The sequence below is a fragment of the Sphingomonas endolithica genome, assembly GCF_025231525.1.
GTDB classification, from domain to species: Bacteria; Pseudomonadota; Alphaproteobacteria; order Sphingomonadales; family Sphingomonadaceae; genus Sphingomonas; species Sphingomonas endolithica.
This window is the reverse complement of the sequence record NZ_CP103057.1, coordinates 2236851-2256816: the sequence shown is the minus strand read 5'-3', so window position 1 is coordinate 2256816 and position 19966 is coordinate 2236851. Positions and strand designations below refer to the sequence as shown.

Here is a 19966-nt window from a genome sequence, read left to right as displayed (position 1 = left end):
CTAGGCCGGGCCGGTCGACTGGCGCGGGACGAGCGTGAACGGGTGATCGACGACCGGGGCATAGGGTTGCTTTTCCAGCATCGCGACGAGCATGTCGGTGGCGTCGCGCGCCATGTCGAATACCGGCTGGTGGATGGTGGTGATGCGCGGCCAGACGATGCGCGCGATGGCGCTGTCGTCGAAGCCGGCAATGGAGACGTCGCCCGGCACCTTTAGTCCCAAATCGTGCGCCGCCATGATCGCGCCCGCCGCCATGTCGTCATTCTGCGCGAAGATCGCGCTCGGGCGGTCGGGCGAGGCGAGCATCGCGCGCGCTGCGGCGAAGCCGCTGTCGAAGGTGAACAGGCCGTCGCCGAGATGGTGGGGCTGCACCGTCAATCCCGCGGCGGCCAAAGCATGGTTGAAGCCGAGCAAGCGGGCCGCGCTGGAGGGATGGCTGGGATCGCCCTTGATCGTGCCGATGCGGCGATGGCCGAGCGAGATGAGGTATTCGGTCATCAGCCGCGCCGCGCCGACATCGTCGGTGATCGTGCGCGGGCCGAGATCGGGCGAGTGGGTCGGGGCGATGCGCACGAAGGGGAAGCGTGCCTGGGCCAGGCGTTCGAGGATCACCGGATGATCCGACGCCGGCGGCGTCAGCACGATCCCGTCGAGCGCGGTCGAGCGGACCAGCCCGAGGATGTTGTCGGCGACCGCCGCGACCTGCTCTACGGGGAGCACCACGAGGCGGTATTTCTCGCCATGCAGCCGCGCGAGCGCGCCTTGCTGTAGCTCCACGACGTAATTGGGGCTGGGATTCTCGTAGAACAGCCCGAGGAGGTAGGAGCGCCGCCCGACCAGCCCCTGCGCCACGACATTGGGATGGTAATGCAGCGCGGTTGCCACCTTCATCACCTTGTCGCGCATCTTGGGCGTGACGTTCGGCGCATCGTTGAACACGCGCGAGACGGTCTTGATCGAGACTTCCGCCTCCCGCGCCACATCGATGATCGTCGCGCGGCGGCCATGGTCGAGCGGTGACGTGGCTGACATGCGGGCTCCCCGGCGCGTGATCGGCATTGGTCGGTCATGGTTGACCAACGTTGCCATTTTGGCGGCGGCCAACCGGACTTGGCAAGGCAAAAAGGGTGCCGGTTCGAACATGCTAATGTGCATCATGTCGCGGTGAATTCCGAGGAACCATCGCCTGGCACCAGCGCTTGTGCCCTCGACTAAGCGAGGAATTTCAACATGCTGGCAATGAACTACCGCGGTCCATACCGGGTACGAGCCGATGAAAAGCCGATGCCGACGATCCAGCATCCGGAGGACGCCATCGTCCGCGTGACGCGGTCATGCATCTGCGGCTCCGATCTGCATCTGTATCATGGCATGGTGCCCGACACGCGCATCGGCACGACCTTCGGCCATGAATTCTGCGGCATCGTCGAGGAGGTCGGGCCGGCGGTCGAGAACCTGAAGGTCGGCGACCATGTGCTGGTGCCGTTCAACATTGCGTGTGGCAAATGCCATTTCTGCCAGCAGGGGCTGTTCGGCAATTGCCACGAATCGAACGCGCAGGCGACGGCGGTCGGCGGCATCTACGGCTATTCGCATACCGCCGGCGGCTATGATGGCGGGCAGGCGCAATATGTCCGCGTGCCCTATGCCGATGTCGGGCCCACCGTCATCCCCGACTGGATGGACCCGGACGATGCCGTGCTGCTGACCGACGTCGTGCCGACCGGCTATCAGGCGGCCGAAATGGGCGGCATCAAGCGCGGCGATACGGTGGCGGTGTTCGGCGCGGGTCCGGTGGGGCTGATGGCCGCCAAGTCCGCCTGGCTGTTCGGTGCCGGCCGCGTGATCGTGTTCGACGAGCTCGAATACCGGCTGGAGTTCGCCAAGCGCTTTGCGCATGCCGAAGTCTATAATTTCCGCGAGATCGACGACATTGCGGTGTTCATGAAGAAGCAGACCGACGGCCTGGGCGCCGACGTGTGCATCGACGCGGTCGGCGGGGATGCCACCGGCAACGGCACGCAATGGCTGCTCGGCACCAAGCTGAAGCTGGTCGCCGGCAACGCGATCGCGCTGCATTGGGCGATCAATTCGGTCAAGAAGGGCGGGATCGTCTCGATCGTCGGCGTGTACGGCCCGACCGGCAACATCGTGCCCATCGGCAACGTCGTGAACAAGGGCATCACGATCCGCGCCAACCAGGCATCGGTCAAGCGGCTGCTGCCCCGGCTGATCGAGCATATTCGCGAGGGCCGGCTGGACCCCAAGCAGATGATCACGCACCGCGTGCCGCTGGAGCATATCGCCGACGCCTATCACATCTTCTCGGGCAAGCTCGACGGCTGCATCAAGCCGGTCCTGCTTCCCAACGGCGCCTGAAGGGACCGATCATGACCAACCTTGTCGATACGTCGAAGATACCGGGCTGGGGGACCGATGCCGATCCCGAGAACGACCCGACCTATCCGATGCGTCATATCGAGGACCAGACGCGCGGCGACACCTGGGCGCGGCCGGTGCAGCAGCAACCCGATGTCGAGGTGCTGGAATCGATCGAGTACAAGCACATGCCGGCGGTCACCGGCACGTCGACCCCGCCGAGCGGGATCAGCGGCATGATCCGGCGCGTCGCGTTCAAGCGCAGCGAATCCGACTGGTGGCACTGGCTGCTGTTGATGGGGGCCGACCGGATCAACGTCGTCGAGGGCATCGTCGATGACCTGGCGCACGGCAAGGTGCCGAACATCCCGGCAGAAATGGGCGCGCGCGCCGAGTGGCAGCACAACAAGAGCGGGCTGGCCAAGAAGATCGGCGTGCTGGGCCTGATCGTGGGATCGGTGGCGCTGGTCGGCGTGGTGCGGAAGCGGCGCGAGGCGCCGGTGGAGGAGTGAGGCGGGGGTGGGCGGGGCGGCTAAGCGCGACGTTCTGCTGAGTGCGAGGCATCGTCGTCACCCCGGACTTGTTCCGGGGGCCACTTAGCCTCTCGTCCGCTGGCCCGCGAGCATGCGGAACAGTGGACCCCGGAACAAGTCCGGGGTGACGGAGGATAGTCCAGAAACTGGAGTTAACCACCCCGTTCGTCTTGAGGTGCCCCTTCGACTGCCTGCAAGGGCAGGCGCTCAGGACAGGCATCGAGTAGCCCGCAGGGCGTATCGACAGGGCGTATCGAAAGACACGCGCCCCGCGCTCCATCAGTGCTTCGATACGAGCCCTCGATACGGCCTGCGGCCTACTCGGTCTCTACTCAGCACGAACGGGTGTGTGAGTGGAGCGTCCGTGGTCTAGCTGGAGCTCAGCCCCCTGCTCTCGCGATCAGGCGGCGAGCGGGAAGCGTAATAGTCGATCCTCGACCGCGATCACCGCCTGTGCGCCGCCGCCCACCGCGCGCACGATCTCGCGGTGGTCGGCATCCAGGCCGCCGGTGAGCGACCCGAAGGCGGGAAAGATCATCTTGCTCGACGTCATCACGAAGCAGCGACGCGAGACGAGGCGGCCGCGAACGCGGATGCGCAATTTGGGATGGAAATGGCCCGACAGTTCCGGACGGGGATCGGTGGGGTCCGCTTCATGGCGCAGCACCAGGCCGTCGACGACCGCCTCGGGCAGCACCTCGCCGCCGCAGCGATCGATGTGCGGATCGTGATTGCCGGTGATCCAGATCCAGCGGCGCGCACCGGTCAGCGCGCGCAGCATGTCCTGCGCGGCGTGCGGCAGGCGATCGCAGCCGGCGGAATCGTGGAAGCTGTCACCCAGGCACCAGATCTCCCGCGCCTGCGTGGCGGTGGCCAGCGCGGTCAGATCCGCCAATGTCGCCATGCTGTCATAGGGCGGCAGCATCTGCCCGCGTAGTGCGTACCAGCTGGCTTTTTCGAAATGCAGGTCGGCGACCAGCAGCGCTTGGCGCGCGGGCCAGAAGAGCGCGCCTTGCGGCAGGGCAAAAAGATCGTGGCCGGCGAACGAAAAGGGAACCATTGCCGGGCTATGACGGTAAATGCGTGGTGGATCAACGCCATGCGGGCGTTAATACACTATTCCCTTGCGCTGCAGTGCAACAGGCGTAGAGCGCGCCGTCCTTCATCACAGGCCGAATGCAATGTCTTCCGCCGTAGCGACGCCCGGGCAGGCGCCATCGCCATCCGCCCCACACGCCCACCCTGCGCTGATCGTGCTGACGATCGGTGCGATCGGTGTCGTGTTCGGCGATATCGGCACCAGCCCGCTTTATGCCTTCCGCGAGGCGCTCGGCCAGAGCGGCAAGGACGGGATCGACGCGAGCGAGATATTGGGCGTGCTGAGCCTTGCCTTGTGGTCGCTGATCCTGGTCGTGACCGTCAAATATGTCGTGTTCCTGATGCGCGCGGACAATCAGGGCGAAGGCGGCGTGCTGGCGCTGACGGCATTGGCTAGGCGGGCGCTGGGCAAGAGATCGATGGTCGCGATCGTGCTCGGCGCGGCGGGGGCATCATTATTCTATGGCGATGCGATCATTACCCCGGCGCTGTCGGTGCTGTCGGCGGTCGAGGGGCTGCGCACGCTGCCGGGCGTGGGGCAGGGAATCAGCGAGCAGAGCATCCTGCTGCTGACGATCGTCATCCTGGTCGGGCTGTTCCTGATCCAGGCGCGCGGTACGGCGCGCGTCTCGGCGCTGTTCGGGCCGGTGTGCCTAGTGTGGTTCGTGGTGATCGGCGGAATCGGGCTGTGGCATATCGCCGACGAGCCATCGATCCTGCGCGTCTTCTCGCCGCATTACGGCGTGATGTTCCTCGTCACGCACGGCGTGACCGGGCTGTTCGTGCTCGGCGCGGTGTTCCTGACGGTGACGGGCGCGGAAGCGCTGACCGCCGACATGGGGCATTTCGGGCGCGCGCCGATCCGGCTCGGCTGGTTCTTCCTGGTGTTTCCGGCATTGTGCCTCAATTATCTCGGCCAAGGCGCGTTCGCGCTGGCGACGCTGGAGGCGGCACAGGCATCGGGCGGCAAGTTCGCCAACCAGGACTGGTTCTTCCTGATGGCGCCGGAGCGGTTCCGGCCGTGGCTCGTCGGCCTGTCGCTGGCGGCGACGGTGATCGCGAGCCAGGCGGTGATCACCGGGGCCTATTCGCTGACTCAGCAGGCGATCCAGCTTGGGCTGCTGCCGCGCCTGCGCATCCGCCAGACATCGGCGCGCCATGCCGGGCAGATCTACCTGCCAGCGATCAACTGGCTGTTGCTGGCGGGTGTCCTGGTGCTGGTGGTGCAGTTCCGCAGCTCGACCGCGATGGCCGCGGCGTACGGCATTGCGGTGACCGGCACGATGGTGGTGACGACGTGCCTTGCCTATATCGTCGCGCGGCATCGCTGGAACTGGCGGCGGCCGGTGGCGATCGCGGTGATCGCCCCGTTCTTCCTGCTCGACCTGATCTTCTTCGGCGCCAACATCCTGCGCGTGATCGAGGGCGGATGGGTGCCGCTGGTGGTGGCGGCGGCGATCGGGCTGCTGATCTATACCTGGGTGCGCGGCCGCGGCATCGTGCGCGCGTTCGAGGAGCGGCAGAGCGTGCCGCTGAGCGATCTCGCCGCAGCGCTGGCCAAGCGGCCGCCCGAACGGGTCGAGGGCACGGCGGTGTTCCTGACCGCCAACCCGCATAGTGCGCCGGGCGCCTTGCTGCACAACCTGAAGCACAACAAGGTGCTGCACGAGCGCAATCTGGTGGTCAGCATCCGCACCACCGACCGGCCGGTGGCAGCGGACGAGGACCGCGTGAAGCTGGAGCGGGTGGACGACAATTTCGTGATCGTGATGCTGACCTATGGCTTCATGGAGACGCCCGACGTGCCGGCGGACCTGGGTTTCCAGGCGGCAGCAGCGAAGAAGGTGCTGAACCCCGCCAAGACGAGCTATTTCATCGGGCGCAACACGCTGAAGCCGTCGGCCAAGGAAGGCATGCCGCTATGGCAAGACCATCTGTTCATGTTCCTGCAGCGCAACGCGAGCGACCCGACCGATTTCCTGAAGATCCCGCCGGGCAAGGTGCTGGAGCTGGGCGAGCAGGTGATGGTCTGAGGAGGGCGTTTGGGGGAGTGGGTCGGTGAAGGGGTTGAACATCGGCAGCCTGACGTAGGCGATGGATGCCGTCCCGAAAAAGCGATGGTGGTTCGAAAATCGCGTGAGCGCGTCTTACTCGCCGTCACCTGGGCGAAGATCGTCATCCGAAATCTCGTAAGCCAAGATGTCGCCCGGCGCACAGTCAAGATAACGGCAAATCGCGGCAAGGGTGGAGAAGCGCACACCCTTGACCTTGCCCGACTTGAGCAACGACAAGTTCGATTCGGTGATCCCGATGGCCTCGGCGAGTTCCTTGGAGCGCACCTTGCGGCGGGCCAGCATCACGTCCAGGTTGACGATGACGGGCATCAGACGAAGTCGGCCAGGTCGCGCTCGGCTCGCATCCCCGCCTCCAACGCCCACGCGGTGGCGTAGGCCGCGATTGCCAGCAACAGCGCCGGCCCGGCAACGGTCAGATCGAGCGCGATATACCAAGAGGCACCGCTGGGCGTGCCCGGGAACAGCAGCATCGCCTGCAAGCTGTCAGTCAGCGGCTGCGCAACTGCCCACAGTACCGCGGAGAGCGCTCCACGCCTGAGCCAAGGCAAGGCACGCGCCAGCACAGGCCCGCCGCGTCCTCCAAGCCGGCGCAAGGTCAATCCGACGGCCACGAACAGGAAGACCAGGAAACCCTCGTCGAACAGGCTCAGACCTGCCAGACCTAGTCGCACGGATGGCTGGCCAACATAGGCGGCAAAGCGCGCGTGCGCCGCGGGGTCACCGGAAACCGAGGCTTGTTCGGCGACCGGTAACAAACCGATGAGATCGGCACCTTGGCGACATCCCTGCTGGTTGCCGCACGAAATCGACCAGCCCGGCACGATCGACTGCGCCACCGTCGCCACTCCCCACATCGTCGCCACTAGAAGGAATACGATCCCTGCGATGCGGCAGACACGCGCCTTCCCGGAAGGAAGAGAATAGCTGTCACTCATCATATTCTTTCTGTTTGACGAAAATTACTTGCCAGAATACACCATTGTCATCGTCGGTGCGACGGCCCTTCGCAAGGGGGGACACATGATGTGTTGGAAAAAGAGCGCCGTTGGCGCTGTAATGGCGCTCGCCTCCACCTGCGCTATGGCGCAAGACAATGCTCCACCGCGAGACCGGACGTCGCGATGGGCCGGATCGGAGGTCGCTATCGGGCTGCTTGAGCACGGCTCGAACTTTCATCCGTTGGGCGACGAGTTGGTATTTCCCGATCTGCCGGCCGGGCAAATATATGAAGGCGGCGAGGAGGATGGCACGGTCGACGTCCAGCTTGTCTATCGCAGCGCCCCGTTACCCTGGGCGCTAAAGCCGCGGCTGACCGGCAAGGTGCAGGTCAACACCGCTGGCCGCACCAGTTTCGCCAGCGTGGGCGCGGAATGGCGGCAGCACGTCCTCCACGGCCGGATGTATGGGCAGGTCGGGATTGGGCTGACCATCCACGACGGCTATCGCTTCACCCCTGATCCGTTCGACCCCACCCTGCCGATCGGCGAGGCCCGGCGGCGATATCACATCTATCGCACGCGCACCGCGTTTGGTTCGCAGCTTCTGTTCAATCCCAATGCGTCGTTGGGCGTGCGCCTGAATCCGGGCTGGGCAGTCGAGGCGACGTGGGAGCATTTCAGCCACCGCCAGCTGTTCTCAAAACAGAATCCTGGGATCGACAATCTCGGGCTGCGTCTCGTGCACACGTTTGGTCGGCGTCAATGATCCTTCTGACAATGCTCCTTGCGGCGCAGGCGGCACCTCCACCGGCCGCACTCAACGATATCGTCGTGGTCGGGCAGCGCATGGAGCGGCTTAAGCGGCTACGCATGACGACGAAGCGCGACCGCGCGACCGGCGTCACCCGATGCATCTTCAAACGTCGCAGCGGCGACCCCACGCTGGACGCAGCCGTTTGCGACGCGGTTATTGCCTGCGTCCCAAAGGTGAAGACGGTAGACGAAATGCGCAGCTGCGTCGCGCCGACGATGGATGCGTTGGTCGCCAAGGGGGTGCCATGGCAAGCAGGGCCAACGAGGGATCGGTAGGGATCAGACGGTATGGCATTCCGGGCCAGATCGTTTCGCGACCATCAAGCGAGGGCAGCCATCATCGGGCGCTGCACCCCACCGCGCGTGTGCCGCAACTGCCCCCCGGCTCTGCGGGGACAGTGTGCGACAATCCCCGTCAGCCGGCATACGCCTTCACCAAGTCGAACAGATAGGCGCGGCCGTCGTATAGCGATTTTATGCGGATGCGTTCGTTCAGGCCGTGGACGCCGTTGAAATCGGCGTCGATGAACATGCCGGGTACGCCGTAGACCGGGATGCCGATCGCCTGGAAGAAGATGCCGTCGGTGGCGCCGGTCGACATCAGCGGGACCAGCGGCACGCCGGGGAAATGCTTGGCGGCGACGGCCTTGGCTGGACCGAGCAGCTTGGGGTCGAGCGGGGTGGGCACGGCGGTGGGGCGGACCGGCTGGTTGATCGTCACCTTCACCTTGGCGCCGGCGAGTTCCTGCAGCTTGGCGGCGGTGGCCTCGACCGTTTCGCCGGGGAAGATTCGGCAGTTGATGTTGGCGGTGGCGCGCTGCGGCAGCGCGTTCTCCGCATGGCCGGCGTTCAGCAGCGTGGCGACGCAGGTTGTGCGTAGCGTCGAATGGAAGGTCTTGTCGGTGCTGACGATCTTGTCGGCGGCTGCATCGCTCGGATCGGCGAGCAGGCGCTTGATGGCGTCGCCCATCTCCCCCGGCACCGATGGCGCGGTGGCGGTGAAGAAGGCGCGCGTGGTCTCGCTGAACTTGATCGGGAATTCGTATCCGCGCACCGCCTCGACGGCATCGGCCAGTTCGTAGATCGCGTTTTCGGGCACCGGCTGCGAGCTGTGCCCACCGGGGTTGGTGGCGGCGAACGTGTAGTTCTGCGCCGCTTTCTCGCCGACCTGCATGGCGAGCACGCTGCGCTTGCCCTGCGCGTCGATGCGCCCGCCGCCACCTTCGTTGAGCACGAATTCGGCGGCGATCAGATCGGGCTTGTTCTTGGCGAGCCATTGCGCGCCGTTCCAGGCGAAGGTCGTCTCCTCACCGCAGGTGAGCGCGAGCTTGATCGTGCGCTTCGGCTTGTAGCCGGCCGCCTTGAAGCGGATCATGCTGTCGGCCCACACCGCCGCCATTGCCTTGTCGTCGACCGTGCCGCGGGCGTAATAATAGTCGCCTTCCTCGATCAGTTTAAACGGATCGCGCACCCAGTCCTCGCGCTTGGCCTCGACCACGTCGAGATGACCGAGCAGCAGCACGGGCTTCAGCCTGACGTTGCTGCCGGGCAGGATCGCGACGATGCCGCCCTCCTTCGGGTGATCGGGCACCGAGAAGAGCGTGATGTCGTTGTCGGTATAGCCCGCCGCCTTCAGCCGCGTGGCGATCTGCGCCGCGGCTTGCGTGCAGGAGCCGGCCGACAGTGTCGTGTTGGTCTCGACCAGTTCCTTGTACAGGCCGAAGAAGCTTTGCTGATCGGCGCTGAGCGTCGTCTGCGCCGGTGCGGCTTGTGCCGCCAGAATTGCCGTTATCCCGAATGCCGCCTGCCTGATCGTCCGCATCGTCGCCCCCAATGATCGTGTTCGAAGGCAGCGTAACGCGTCGCGCAGGCGGCGCAAGGCGGGTCAGAAGAAGCGCTGCGTGCCGCGCGGGAGGGCGAAGCGGACTTCGCGGTTGGGGAAGTCGATGTCGACCCGGCGGAACATGCGCAGCGCGTCCATGCCGAGCAGCAAGGCCGGGCGTTTCTGCAGCCCGAAACGGGCAAAGGGCGCGGCGTCGGCAAAGGCGACCGGCAGGTTCTGGAACGTCACGCCGCCAACCCGAACCTCGGCGATCTGGGTATAATCCGCCGCCAGCTTTTCACCGGTGACGCTGGTGAGCGAAACGGGGATCATGCGGCGACGGCCGACCCGTGCCTTCAGCGCCAGATTGCCCATCGTCACGGCCGAGCCGGTATCCAGTACGACGCGAACCCTGGTGCCGCGATACATGGCATCGGTCACCACCAACTGCCCCAGTACGCTGCGCGCGGTGACGACGATCTCGTCGGTGCTGGAGCGGGTGCGCTGGCGGCGCTTGGTGGCCGCAGCGACGGTCATCTGGCGGCGGTCGAAATCGATCGTCAGCGCGCGATCCTGCAGCGTGTCGAGGCCGAGCAGACCGTGGCCGCCGAGATGCTGCGCCTCGAGCGCCGGCGCCTCGATGCTGGCGCCGCCCAACGTGCCGACGGTGATCAGCGGGATGATGGCAGTGGCGACGATGCTGGTACCGGTCATCGCGGTCATTCGCACCCGGCGGCCGGGGCCGAGCTTGAGCAAGTTGGCCAGCTCGCGCGAGATCACCGTGCGCTGTGCGCCGGTATCGACGATGAACGCGTAAGGCCCCGCGCCGCCGATCGTCACCGGCAGCGTCATGCGATCCTGCTCGGTGGCGAAATCGAGCTGCTCGGGTGGGGCGGTGCCGGGTGGTGGCGGATCGACTGGATCCTGCGCTGCCGGCGTGGCGGCTAGCAGGCTGAGCAACAAGGCGGCCCTGATCGACATGGGGGGAGGGTGCGCCCGGATCGGACCTTTTGCAATGCCTGCGTTCGGTTCGTGTCAAGCGAAGCCGACACCTGCGCTTGGGTGTGTCTCGACTACGCTCGACACGAACGGATTGGTGGAGGTGATTTCCGTCGTCACCCCGGACTTGTTCCGGGGTCCACCGTGCCGCACGGTCTGCGGTTGCGGCACTATCGTCGTGGCAAGCCGCTTGGTGGACCCCGGAACAAGTCCGGGGTGACGGTTTGAGGAGTGGGGCTGCCGGCGGGGTGGATGGCTGAACCGTTGCATCCGGGAGGAGTTTAGTCGAGCCGCATGGCTTCTGCGGCCAGCGCTTCCGCCTCGATCAGCAGGGCGTCGTCGGCGAGGCCCGTGGCGATGCGTTCGCGGCCGATCAGCGTCAGGACCGGCACGGCGAGCGGCGAGACGCGGTCCAGGTCGACGTGCAGCATCGTGTGCGCGGCGCGGTCCAGCAGGTCGGCGAGGCGGCCGACATCGGTCATGCGCGCGCGGGCATCCTCCCATGCCGCCTGCAGCAGCAAATGGCCGGGTTCGTATTTGCGCAGCACGTCGTAGATCAGGTCGGTCGAGAAGGTGACCTGCTTGCCGGTCTTGCGCTTGCCGGGATGCTGGCGCTCGACCAGGCCGCCGATCACCGCCACCTCGCGGAAGGCGCGCTTGAGCAGCGCCGAACTCTGCACCCAATCGACGAACTCCTCCTCCAGGATGTCGGGCGAGAACAAGGCGGCGGGATCGGTGATCTTTTCCAGGCCGTAGCAAGCGAGCGCATAATCGTTAGAGACGAAGCCCATCGGCTTCAGGCCCAGCGTCTCCATGCGCCGCGTGACCAGCATGCCGAGCGACTGGTGCGCGTTCCAGCCTTCGAAGCTGTAGGCGACGACATAATGCCGGCCCTCGCGCGGGAAGGTTTCGACCAGCAGCTGCCCGGGGCTGGGCAAGGTGGAGCGGCGCGTCTGCACTTCGAGCCATTCGCGCACGTCGTCGGGGAAGCGGTGCCATTCGCCGGGCGCAGCGAGGAAGCCGCGGACCCGCTCTGCTAGGTTGGTCGACATCGCCATGCGGGCGCCGCCATAGGTGGGGATACGTGCCGGGCGCGAGCTGGCGCGGACCAGCAGATCCTCGTTATCGACGCCCATCACCTCCAGGCTCATGCCGGCGAAGAAGAAGGTGTCGCGCGGGGTGAGCGTGGCGGCGAACGCTTCCTCGACCTTGCCCAGCGCGCGACCGTTCTTGAACCGCACGGTGAGCATCGTTGCCTCGACGATGATCCCGGCATTGAGGCGGTGCTGCGCGATGAAGCTTGGATGGCTGACGCGCCACAGGCCATCGGGTCCTTGCGTCAGGCGTTTGAACTTGTCGTATGCTTTCAGCGCATAGCCGCCGTCGCGGATGAAGCCGAGCACGCGCTCGAACGTCTCGCTGGTCAGCGCGGAATAGGGGAGGGCGGAGCGGATTTCGCCCAGCATGTCGGCGCTGCTGAACGGCGCGGCGCAGGCGCAGGCCATGATGTGCTGCGCGAGCACGTCGAGCCCGCCTTGCCGAAAGATGTCGGGGTCGAGTTCGCCTGCCTCCACCGCATCGAGCGCGGCGCGGGCTTCGAGATATTCGAAGCGGTTGCCCGGCACGATCACCGCTTCGGATGCTTCGTCGAGCCGGTGGTTGGAACGGCCGATGCGCTGCAACAGGCGCGACGATCCCTTGGGCGCGCCCATCTGGATCACGCAATCCACATCGCCCCAGTCGACGCCGAGATCGAGGCTGGCGGTGGCGACCAGGCCGCGCAGCTTGCCGGCGGCCATCGCGCTTTCCACCTTGCGCCGCGCCTCCAGGCTGAGCGAGCCGTGATGGATGCCGATCGGCAGGCTCATCGCATTGGCCTTCCACAGATCTTGGAAGATCAGCTCGGCCAGGCTGCGCGTGTTGCAGAACACGATCGAGGTGCGGTGCGTTTCGATCTCCGCCATTACCTGCTCGGCAGCGTAGCGGCCGGAATGGCCGGACCAGGGTATGCGGCCCTCGGGCAGCAGGATGGCGATGTTGGGTTCGGCACCCGGCTCGCCCTGGACCAGATCGACCGTGTCAATGTCACCATCGGGCGCCAGCCAGGCGCGGTAGCCGTCTGCATCCGCCACCGTCGCCGACAGCGCGACGCGGCGCAGGCCGGGGGCGAGGCGCTGCAGCCGTGCCATGCACAAAGCGAGCAGGTCGCCGCGCTTGCCGGTGGCAAAGGCATGGACCTCGTCGACGACGATCGTCTTGAGGTTTTCGAAGATCAGGTTGCTGTCGGGGTAGCTGAGCAGCAGGCTGAGCGATTCGGGGGTGGTGAGCAGGATCTGCGGCGGGCGGAGGCGCTGGCGTGCCTTGCGGTCGCTCGGTGTGTCGCCGGTGCGTGTCTCGACGCGCAGATCGAGGCCCATTTCCTCGATCGGCGTGATCAGGTTGCGCTGCACGTCGATCGCCAGCGCTTTCAGCGGCGAGACGTAGAGCGTGTGCAGGCCCTCGGTCGGATTTTCGATGAGTTCGGTGAGGGTCGGGAGAAAGCCGGCCAGCGTCTTGCCTGCTCCAGTGGCGGCGACGAGCAGGCCATGGTGCCCGGCGCGCCCGACATCGAGCATGTCGAGCTGATGCCGGCGCGGGGACCAGCCGCGCGTGGCGAACCAATTGGCAAGCGGCGGCGGCAGATCGTGTGTCGGTGCCGATATGGAGGAAAGGGCCGCGTGCATTCCCCTAGATCGTGATCGGCGGGGCGGGGATCAACCCGGGTCGGTGCCGCGCTCGCGATCCTGTTCGGCCTGTTCGGCATAGAGCTGCTTGGTGGCGCCTTCGCTCTCACGCTGCTGGCGCTTGCTCAGGCGGTTGTGCGTCATCGCCCAGATAAGCGCGCCGGCAAGCAGGATCGGCCCGCCGATGATCACGAATCCCCAGATGTTCTCGAACATGGCAGCCTCGCTTGTGATGCAAATTCCTCAACCTAACGAAGGTGTTGTCGTTTCGATCCTGAGGGGTGGCGGCGGGACATGCCCCTTGGCCGCAGCCCTCCCACGCGCCATATCGACGGCATGGCAAAGCTCGGCGACTGGATCGATCCGCAACCGCACGGCATCTACGTGACGCCCGCCGACATCTGGGTCGATCCGTCGCGCCCGGTGCCGCGCGCGCTCGTCACGCATGGCCATGCCGATCACGCGCGCGGCGGGCATGAGCAGGTGTGGGCGACGCCCGAGACGCTGGCGATCATGGGTGTGCGCTATGGCCCGCAGGCGGGGGTGCCGGTCGCCTATGGCGAGACGATCGACTGTGGTGGCGGGGTCCAGGCGACGTTCGTGCCCGCAGGCCATGTGCTGGGCTCGGCGCAGATCGTGCTGGATCACCGCGGCGAACGCATCGTCGTGTCGGGTGACTATAAGCGGCGGGCGGACCCGACCTGTGCCGGGTTCGAGCCGGTGCAATGCGACGTGTTCATCACTGAGGCGACGTTCGGGTTGCCGGTGTTCCGTCACCCCGATACCGGTGACGAGATCGACAAGTTGATGGCCGCCCTGCGCGCCAATCCGACACGCTGCGTGCTGGTCGGCGCCTATGCGTTGGGCAAGGCGCAGCGCGTGATCCGCGAACTGCGCGACCGCGGTCATAGCGATCCGATCTACCTGCACGGCGCGGTGCAGCGGTTATGCGACCTGTATGTCGAACTGGGCGTCGATCTGGGCGAGCTGCGGCTGGTGGCGGATACGCCCAAGGCCGAATTGATGGGCAAGGTGGTGGTGGCGCCGCCGGGCGCGCTCAACGATCGCTGGTCGAGGCGGTTGCCCGATCCGATCACGGCGATGGCCAGCGGATGGATGCGCGTGCGGCAGCGCGCGGTACAGCGCAACGTCGAGCTGCCGCTGATCCTGTCGGATCACGCCGATTGGGACGAGCTGACGGAGACGCTGACCGAGATCGCGCCCAAGGAGGTATGGGTGACGCATGGCCGGGAGGATGCGCTGGTCCATTGGTGCATGACGCGCCAGATCAAGGCGCGGGCGCTGGCGCTGGTGGGGTATGAGGACGAGGATGACTGAGGGGGTTGCGCGTTGAGCGTTGGGCCGGTGTTCTCCCGCGGAAGCGGGAGTCCAGGGCCACAAGCTCGGGCGCCTGTAACCCTGGGCTCCCGCTTTCGCGGGAGAACAGGAGGGTACGGGCGATATGCTCTGGACTCCGGCTATATGCCCTAGGCATCAGCGCCGCCCTTGCCCGACGGCTCGTCTTCCCCGGCCGCCTTCCGCGTCTTGTCGACCTGCTCCACGATCGCGGGCCCCGTCAGCCCCGCGTCGATCATGCCGACCAGCTTCATCGCCGGATTGTCGGCCGGTGCGTGCGGATCGTAGGCGAGCGGCAGGAGCACCTTGCGCGCGCCGGGCGGATCGCCGTCGACCAGCAACTGGCGCACGACCAGCAAACGCAGGCCGGAGTCGTGCGGTGACAGATCGAAGGCGCGGAACAAGGCGTTGGTCGCGCTGGTGGTCGGTTTCTCGTCCGCGGCCAGGAAGCTGGTGTAGAATAGCATCAGCGGCTCGGCGGCATCGGGATCGAGCCGGTTGGCCTTGACGAACCAGCTGCGCGCCTCCTTCCACACCTTGGCGTCCCGAGATTTGGCGATCGCCGCCATGCGCAAGCGCGCGCGGCCCTTGTAGAGCAACGCTTCGCGATACTTGGCATCGGCGGCCAGCGCACGGTCCGCCGCGGACTCGCACAGCGCATCGTTGCCGGCATCGTATTCCGCCTCGGCCAGCACCGCTTGCGCCGCCGGGTCGGCCGGGAAGAGCGCGGCGCGCTTGCGTGCCTCGGGCAGCAGGGCGAGCGCCTGATCATGCGAGACTCCGCGATCGGAGCGCATCCTGACCGCCATCGTCCCGGCCTCGCCGGTGGACAGCGGGCGCAGCGCGATCGCGCCGACCTTGGTGCGATCGGGCGGCAGCTTGATGCCCATGATCTTGTTCTGCCGGAGGTAGGCGTCCATGTCCTTGTTCAGCGCCTTGAGATCGCCAAAGGCGGTGCGGGCGGCCTCCAGGCTCGGTTTGCCCTGGTTGATCAGCTTCAGATAGGCGGACAATTGGCCCTGACGTGGCTCACTGAAGGTCAGCATGTGCGTCAGCAGCCAGGCGCGGCCGTAGAACACGTCCTGCTGCGTGGGCGACAGCTTGGCCTTGCTGTCGTCGAGCAATGTCTCGACCTTCATCGCGGGGGCGAACAGCAGGCCCGTCGCGCGATGCTGTGCCGCCACGCCGATCTGCACCGCGCCATCGGGCGTGATCTTGGCGGTGGCGTTGAACTCGGCAAAGCCTTCGACGAACCAGCGCGGATAGGCGGCGGCGAAATTCTCCAGCATCAAATGATGGGCATATTCGTGGAATAGCACGAGATCGGCGTTGAAGGTGTCGCTCGGGCCGTTGATGCGACGCGGCGTATAGGCGATCGATCCGCCTGCGCGAGGCACGTAGAAACCCGCCACGTTGCGGCACCCTTGTCCGCACAGGTTCACCACCGCAGTATCGCTCGGCACGACATAGATGGTCAGCCGGTTGGAGCGCGCGCCGGCGACCGTCTCCATGCCGCGCATATAGCGTATGGCACTGTCCAGTCGTTCGAGCCGCTCGGCGAAGCCGGTCAGCCAGCGTTCGTCGCTATCGGCATAGATCAGGAAATGGTCGCTGCTCGCCTCGCGCCATTCGGCAGCGGCGGGACGGGCGATCAGCGCCGCGGCAGCGATGGCGAGCGATGCCAGGAGGCGCGGCGACATCACGCGGCTGGCCGGTCGATGAAGCGGCGCTTGTCGGTGACGATCGTCATGCTGAGTCCCCCCGGCTCTTACGGCGCCTGTACGCCGAGCCACAATTAAGCCTTTTTAGCGGCGCACTTTCCAGTCGAAACTTCGGGGTCGGAGAAAAGGGCGGATGCAGATCGTGGCACTGCTGATGCTGCAGAGCGGCACCGCCGGTATGGCCGGGCCGGTCGGCGATGTGGTCCGTCTGAAGCCGGTGCTGCCTCGCCGGTGCGATGAGAATGATGGCGACATCGTGGTGTGTGGCAGGCGGCATGATGATCAATTCCGCTTGCCGCGGCTGGACAGCGAACGCTTCGAGCCCCGTGCCGCGCGGAAGGCGGAGATCGGGCTTGGCGGCAATGTGAAAGGCGCCGCGGAAGTCGAGAGTGCGACGCTCGGTTCCGGGCTGATCAGCAACCGGGTGATGTTGCGATTGAAGATGCCGTTCTGAAAAGAAGGCGCGCGCCGGCCGTTTGCGTAGAGCACGATGACGTCAACTTAACGGATGGGGATGCCCCCCAAGTCATCAAGCTTTAGCCGGCGCCTTCCAGCGCTTTCGCACGCCGGCGCTGCACCGAACTGCCGATGCCGAGTGCCTCGCGATATTTGGCGACGGTGCGCCGGGCGATGTCGAAGCCACGCCCGTTCAGCAGTTCGACCAGGGTGTCGTCGGACAGGATCTTGGCCCCCTCCGCTGCGACCAAGGCGCGGATCGCGGCCTTCACCGCCTGGGCCGAGACGGCATCGCCGCCTTCGGAGGACTGGATCGCGCTGGTGAAGAAGTATTTCAGCTCGAACAGCCCGCGCGCGCAGCTGAGATATTTGTTGCTGGTGACGCGGCTGACGGTCGATTCGTGCATCTCGATCGCGTCGGCCACCTGCCGCAGCGTCATGGGTTTGAGATGCGCGACGCCGTGGAGGAAGAACGCCTCCTGCTGCTTGACGATCTCGGTCGCGACCTTGACGATGGTGCGCTGACGCTGGTCGAGCGCCTTGACCAGCCAATTGGCGCTGGCGAGCATTTCGCCGAGCCATGCCTTGCTCGCCTTGTCCTGCTGCCCGCCGGACAGTTCGACATAATAGCCGCGATTGACCAAGAGCCGCGGCAGCGTGGCGGCGTTGATCTCGATCCCCCAGCCATCCTTGCCGCCGACCCTGCGGCGCGCGATGAAGATGTCGGGGGTCACCGCCTGCGCCGGTTCGCCGCCGAAGCGGCAGCCGGGCTTTGGATCATAGCCGCGCAACTCGCGGATCATGTCCGCCATATCCTCGTCGTCGACGTTGCACAGCCGCTTCAACCGGGTGAGTTCGCCGCGCGCGAGCAGATCGAGATGGTCGATCAGCCGCGCCATGCACGGATCGTAGCGATCGGCCTCGATCGCCTGCAGCTTGAGGCATTCGGCCAGATCGCGCGCGCCGACGCCGGTGGGCTCGAACGTCTGGATGAGGCCCAGGACATGCTCGACACGGGCCAGCGCGACGCCGAGCCGGTTGGCGATCTCCAGCAACGGGACGGTGAGATAGCCGCATTCGTCGATCTGATCGATCAGGTGCGCGGCGATGAACAGATCGGCGCCGTTCACCACCGTCCCGGCCTGTGCGAGCAGATGATCGGCGAGGCTGAGGTCGCCGGCGGCAAAGGAATCGAGATCGGGTCCATCCTCGCCGATGGCGCCGCCGCTGCCGGTGCCGGCAAGGCCGAGCGATCCGTCCATCCCGGCACCATCGGAGGGGCTGTCGTGATGGAAGCTTTCGGTGGCGAAATCGACGTCGAGTGCGGCCTCGCCGCTACTGTCGCTGCCCATGACCAGCGCGTCGGCGGGGGCGGGCTCGCGCGCTTCGAGCGTTGCTTCACGCTCCTGCGTCGGGCCGTCATCATCGGGTGCGGATGCTTCGAGCAACGGATTGCGCTCGATCTCCTCGGCGATGAACCCCTCGACCTCCAGGTTCGACAGCGCGAGCAGGCGGATCGCCTGCTGCAGCTGCGGGGTCATCACCAGCGATTGCGACTGCCGCAGGTCGAGGCGTGGGGCGAGGCTCATGCGGCTACAGCGAGAAGCCCTCGCCGAGGTACAGCCGGCGGACGCTTTCGTCGGCGACCAGTTCGGCCGGCGAGCCGGTGAACAGCACGCGACCGTCATAGATGATGTAGGCGCGGTCGACGATGTCGAGCGTCTCACGGACATTGTGGTCGGTGATCAGCACGCCGATCCCGCGCTCCTTCAGCTGGCAGACGAGATCGCGGATGTCGGCGATCGAGATCGGATCGATGCCGGCAAACGGTTCGTCGAGCAGCATGATCGAGGGGTCGGCGGCAAGCGCACGGGCGATTTCCGCGCGGCGACGTTCGCCGCCCGACAGCGCCATGGCGGGTGCATCACGCAGGCGGGTCAGGCCGAAATCGTCGAGCAGCTTTTCCAGCTTGGCGCCGCGTGCGGTTTTGTCGGGCTCGGCCAGTTCGAGCACGGTGAGGATGTTGCGCTCGACCGAGAGGCCACGGAAGATCGAGGTTTCCTGCGGCAGATAGCCAAGGCCGAGGATCGCGCGGCGGTACATCGGCAGGCCGGTGATATCGTCGCCATCGAGCATGATGCGGCCCGAATCGGGCTTCACCAACCCCATTACCGAATAGAAGCAGGTCGTCTTGCCGGCGCCGTTGGGCCCGAGCAGCCCGATCACTTCGCCGCGTCCGACAGTGACCGAGACATCGGTGAGCACGACACGCTTGTCGTAGGATTTGGCGATCGACACCACGGCGAGCCCGGCGCCGGTCGCCTGTTCGTGGATCGGCGGCATCGCGTCGAGGATCGCTGTGTCGGTCATCTTCGGCGCTGCTCGCATCCTGGGGTTAGCATGAGGCTTGCGCGTATCTGGCAGGCTTCATGCATAATATGGCGCACCGTAGCCGATGTTGGAAGGGCGGCGGCGAGCAAAGCCGGCGAACCCGGCGAATTCAGCGCCTAATTGCGCTTGGGCACCGAGAACCGGCCGGTCACGCGGCCACTGGGGGCAGTCGAGGTGGTGCCGGCGGTACCGGTGCGCGCGCCGCCGACCGACGAGCCGTCGATAACCGCACGGCCGCTATCGAGATTGATCGTCAGGCGCCCGCCATTGACGGTGTTGCCGCCCTGGTTGAGCGTGACGGCGCCGAGCATCGTCACGACGCGGCGGTTGAGATCGTAGACCGCATATTGCCCGCGCGCGCTCTGGTCCGGCCGGTTGACGGTGACGCCGCCCGATGCATCGAGCCGCGAGACCTGCGGGCTGCCGTCGACCACTTGCCCGGTATAGGCGACGGTCATGCGCGCCGCGGTCAAGGTCATCTCGGCCTGCTTGACCGAGACGTTGCCCGACAGGATCGCGCGGTTCGCCTTGTCCTGCAATTCGATATGTTCGGCCGCGAAATCGATCGGCGCGTCCGAATTGTGGCGCGTCTGCGCCACGGCCGGAGCGGACAGCAGCGGCAAGGCGCAGGCGAGCAGGCAGGCGATCTTCTTCATGGGCGG

At 66.1% G+C, this 19966-nt stretch carries 19 protein-coding genes; 7 read left to right on the top strand and 12 right to left on the bottom strand.

Features of this window, described 5'->3' with window-relative positions:
• Entirely contained in the window at positions 1–1032 is a 1032-nt protein-coding gene (locus NV382_RS10690) for a LacI family DNA-binding transcriptional regulator (protein WP_260596738.1), read from the bottom strand.
• A 198-nt stretch (positions 1033–1230) separates the two neighbouring features.
• Between NV382_RS10690 and NV382_RS10685 the strand changes: the two genes are divergently transcribed.
• Both NV382_RS10685 and NV382_RS10680 read left to right on the top strand, forming a co-directional pair.
• On the top strand, positions 1231–2379 hold the full coding sequence (locus NV382_RS10685; RefSeq protein ID WP_260596737.1) for a zinc-dependent alcohol dehydrogenase: 1149 nt from the start codon (positions 1231–1233) through the stop codon (positions 2377–2379).
• A gap of 11 nt (positions 2380–2390) precedes the next feature.
• On the top strand, positions 2391–2891 hold the full coding sequence (locus NV382_RS10680) for a hypothetical protein (protein WP_260596736.1): 501 nt from the start codon (positions 2391–2393) through the stop codon (positions 2889–2891).
• Between the two features lie 421 nt (positions 2892–3312).
• Here NV382_RS10680 and pdeM read toward each other — a convergent pair whose 3' ends face one another.
• Positions 3313–3972: a ligase-associated DNA damage response endonuclease PdeM gene (gene pdeM / locus NV382_RS10675; RefSeq protein WP_260596735.1), complete on the bottom strand. Its 660-nt coding sequence runs from the start codon at positions 3970–3972 to the stop codon at positions 3313–3315.
• Positions 3973–4093: 121 nt separating this feature from the next.
• Between pdeM and NV382_RS10670 the strand changes: the two genes are divergently transcribed.
• Complete coding sequence (locus tag NV382_RS10670) at positions 4094–6043, top strand: potassium transporter Kup (RefSeq protein ID WP_260596734.1); 1950 nt, start codon at positions 4094–4096, stop codon at positions 6041–6043.
• Positions 6044–6157: 114 nt separating this feature from the next.
• On the opposite strand, the gene NV382_RS10665 is transcribed toward NV382_RS10670, so the two are convergent.
• Both NV382_RS10665 and NV382_RS10660 read right to left on the bottom strand, forming a co-directional pair.
• Positions 6158–6394, bottom strand: a complete 237-nt coding sequence (locus NV382_RS10665) for a helix-turn-helix domain-containing protein (RefSeq protein ID WP_260596733.1) — start codon at positions 6392–6394, stop codon at positions 6158–6160.
• Positions 6394–7020, bottom strand: a complete 627-nt coding sequence (locus NV382_RS10660; RefSeq protein WP_260596732.1) for a hypothetical protein — start codon at positions 7018–7020, stop codon at positions 6394–6396. The genes NV382_RS10665 and NV382_RS10660 overlap by 1 nt, the downstream gene beginning before the upstream one ends.
• 28 nt (positions 7021–7048) lie before the next feature.
• Between NV382_RS10660 and NV382_RS10655 the strand changes: the two genes are divergently transcribed.
• Together NV382_RS10655 and NV382_RS10650 are read left to right on the top strand one after the other, a co-directional pair.
• Entirely contained in the window at positions 7049–7789 is a 741-nt protein-coding gene (locus NV382_RS10655) for an acyloxyacyl hydrolase (protein ID WP_260596731.1), read from the top strand.
• Positions 7786–8112 (top strand): hypothetical protein, encoded by a 327-nt coding sequence (locus NV382_RS10650; protein WP_260596730.1) that lies wholly within the window; start codon positions 7786–7788, stop codon positions 8110–8112. Before NV382_RS10655 ends, NV382_RS10650 begins: the two co-directional genes overlap by 4 nt.
• Positions 8113–8251: 139 nt before the next feature.
• On the opposite strand, the gene NV382_RS10645 is transcribed toward NV382_RS10650, so the two are convergent.
• The 4 genes from NV382_RS10645 to NV382_RS10630 form a co-directional block, all read right to left on the bottom strand.
• Complete coding sequence (locus NV382_RS10645) at positions 8252–9658, bottom strand: M20/M25/M40 family metallo-hydrolase (RefSeq protein ID WP_260596729.1); 1407 nt, start codon at positions 9656–9658, stop codon at positions 8252–8254.
• 63 nt (positions 9659–9721) lie between these two features.
• A complete protein-coding gene (locus NV382_RS10640) occupies positions 9722–10639 on the bottom strand; it encodes a retroviral-like aspartic protease family protein (protein WP_260596728.1) in 918 nt (305 codons plus the stop codon).
• Positions 10640–10938: 299 nt separating this feature from the next.
• The gene (locus tag NV382_RS10635; protein ID WP_260596727.1) at positions 10939–13380 is read right to left on the bottom strand and encodes a ligase-associated DNA damage response DEXH box helicase; all 2442 of its coding nucleotides are present in this window, start codon (positions 13378–13380) and stop codon (positions 10939–10941) included.
• Between the two features lie 30 nt (positions 13381–13410).
• Positions 13411–13596 (bottom strand): hypothetical protein, encoded by a 186-nt coding sequence (locus NV382_RS10630; protein ID WP_260596726.1) that lies wholly within the window; start codon positions 13594–13596, stop codon positions 13411–13413.
• Between the two features lie 120 nt (positions 13597–13716).
• On the opposite strand from NV382_RS10630, the gene NV382_RS10625 reads away from it, so the two are divergent.
• On the top strand, positions 13717–14718 hold the full coding sequence (locus NV382_RS10625; RefSeq protein WP_260600383.1) for a ligase-associated DNA damage response exonuclease: 1002 nt from the start codon (positions 13717–13719) through the stop codon (positions 14716–14718).
• A 149-nt stretch (positions 14719–14867) separates the two neighbouring features.
• On the opposite strand, the gene NV382_RS10620 is transcribed toward NV382_RS10625, so the two are convergent.
• A complete protein-coding gene (locus NV382_RS10620; RefSeq protein ID WP_260596725.1) occupies positions 14868–16436 on the bottom strand; it encodes a DUF1570 domain-containing protein in 1569 nt (522 codons plus the stop codon).
• A 154-nt stretch (positions 16437–16590) separates the two neighbouring features.
• Here NV382_RS10620 and NV382_RS10615 point away from each other — a divergent pair, with 154 nt between their 5' ends.
• Complete coding sequence (locus NV382_RS10615) at positions 16591–16911, top strand: hypothetical protein (RefSeq protein ID WP_260596724.1); 321 nt, start codon at positions 16591–16593, stop codon at positions 16909–16911.
• 82 nt (positions 16912–16993) lie between these two features.
• On the opposite strand, the gene rpoN is transcribed toward NV382_RS10615, so the two are convergent.
• The 3 genes from rpoN to NV382_RS10600 form a co-directional block, all read right to left on the bottom strand.
• On the bottom strand, positions 16994–18502 hold the full coding sequence (gene rpoN, locus NV382_RS10610) for an RNA polymerase factor sigma-54 (protein ID WP_260596723.1): 1509 nt from the start codon (positions 18500–18502) through the stop codon (positions 16994–16996).
• A 4-nt stretch (positions 18503–18506) separates the two neighbouring features.
• Positions 18507–19283 (bottom strand): LPS export ABC transporter ATP-binding protein, encoded by a 777-nt coding sequence (gene lptB / locus NV382_RS10605; protein ID WP_260596722.1) that lies wholly within the window; start codon positions 19281–19283, stop codon positions 18507–18509.
• A gap of 137 nt (positions 19284–19420) precedes the next feature.
• Positions 19421–19960 carry an LptA/OstA family protein gene (locus NV382_RS10600; protein ID WP_260596721.1) on the bottom strand — a complete coding sequence of 180 codons (540 nt, stop codon included), beginning with the start codon at positions 19958–19960 and terminating at the stop codon, positions 19421–19423.
• Between the last annotated feature and the right edge of the window lie 6 nt (positions 19961–19966).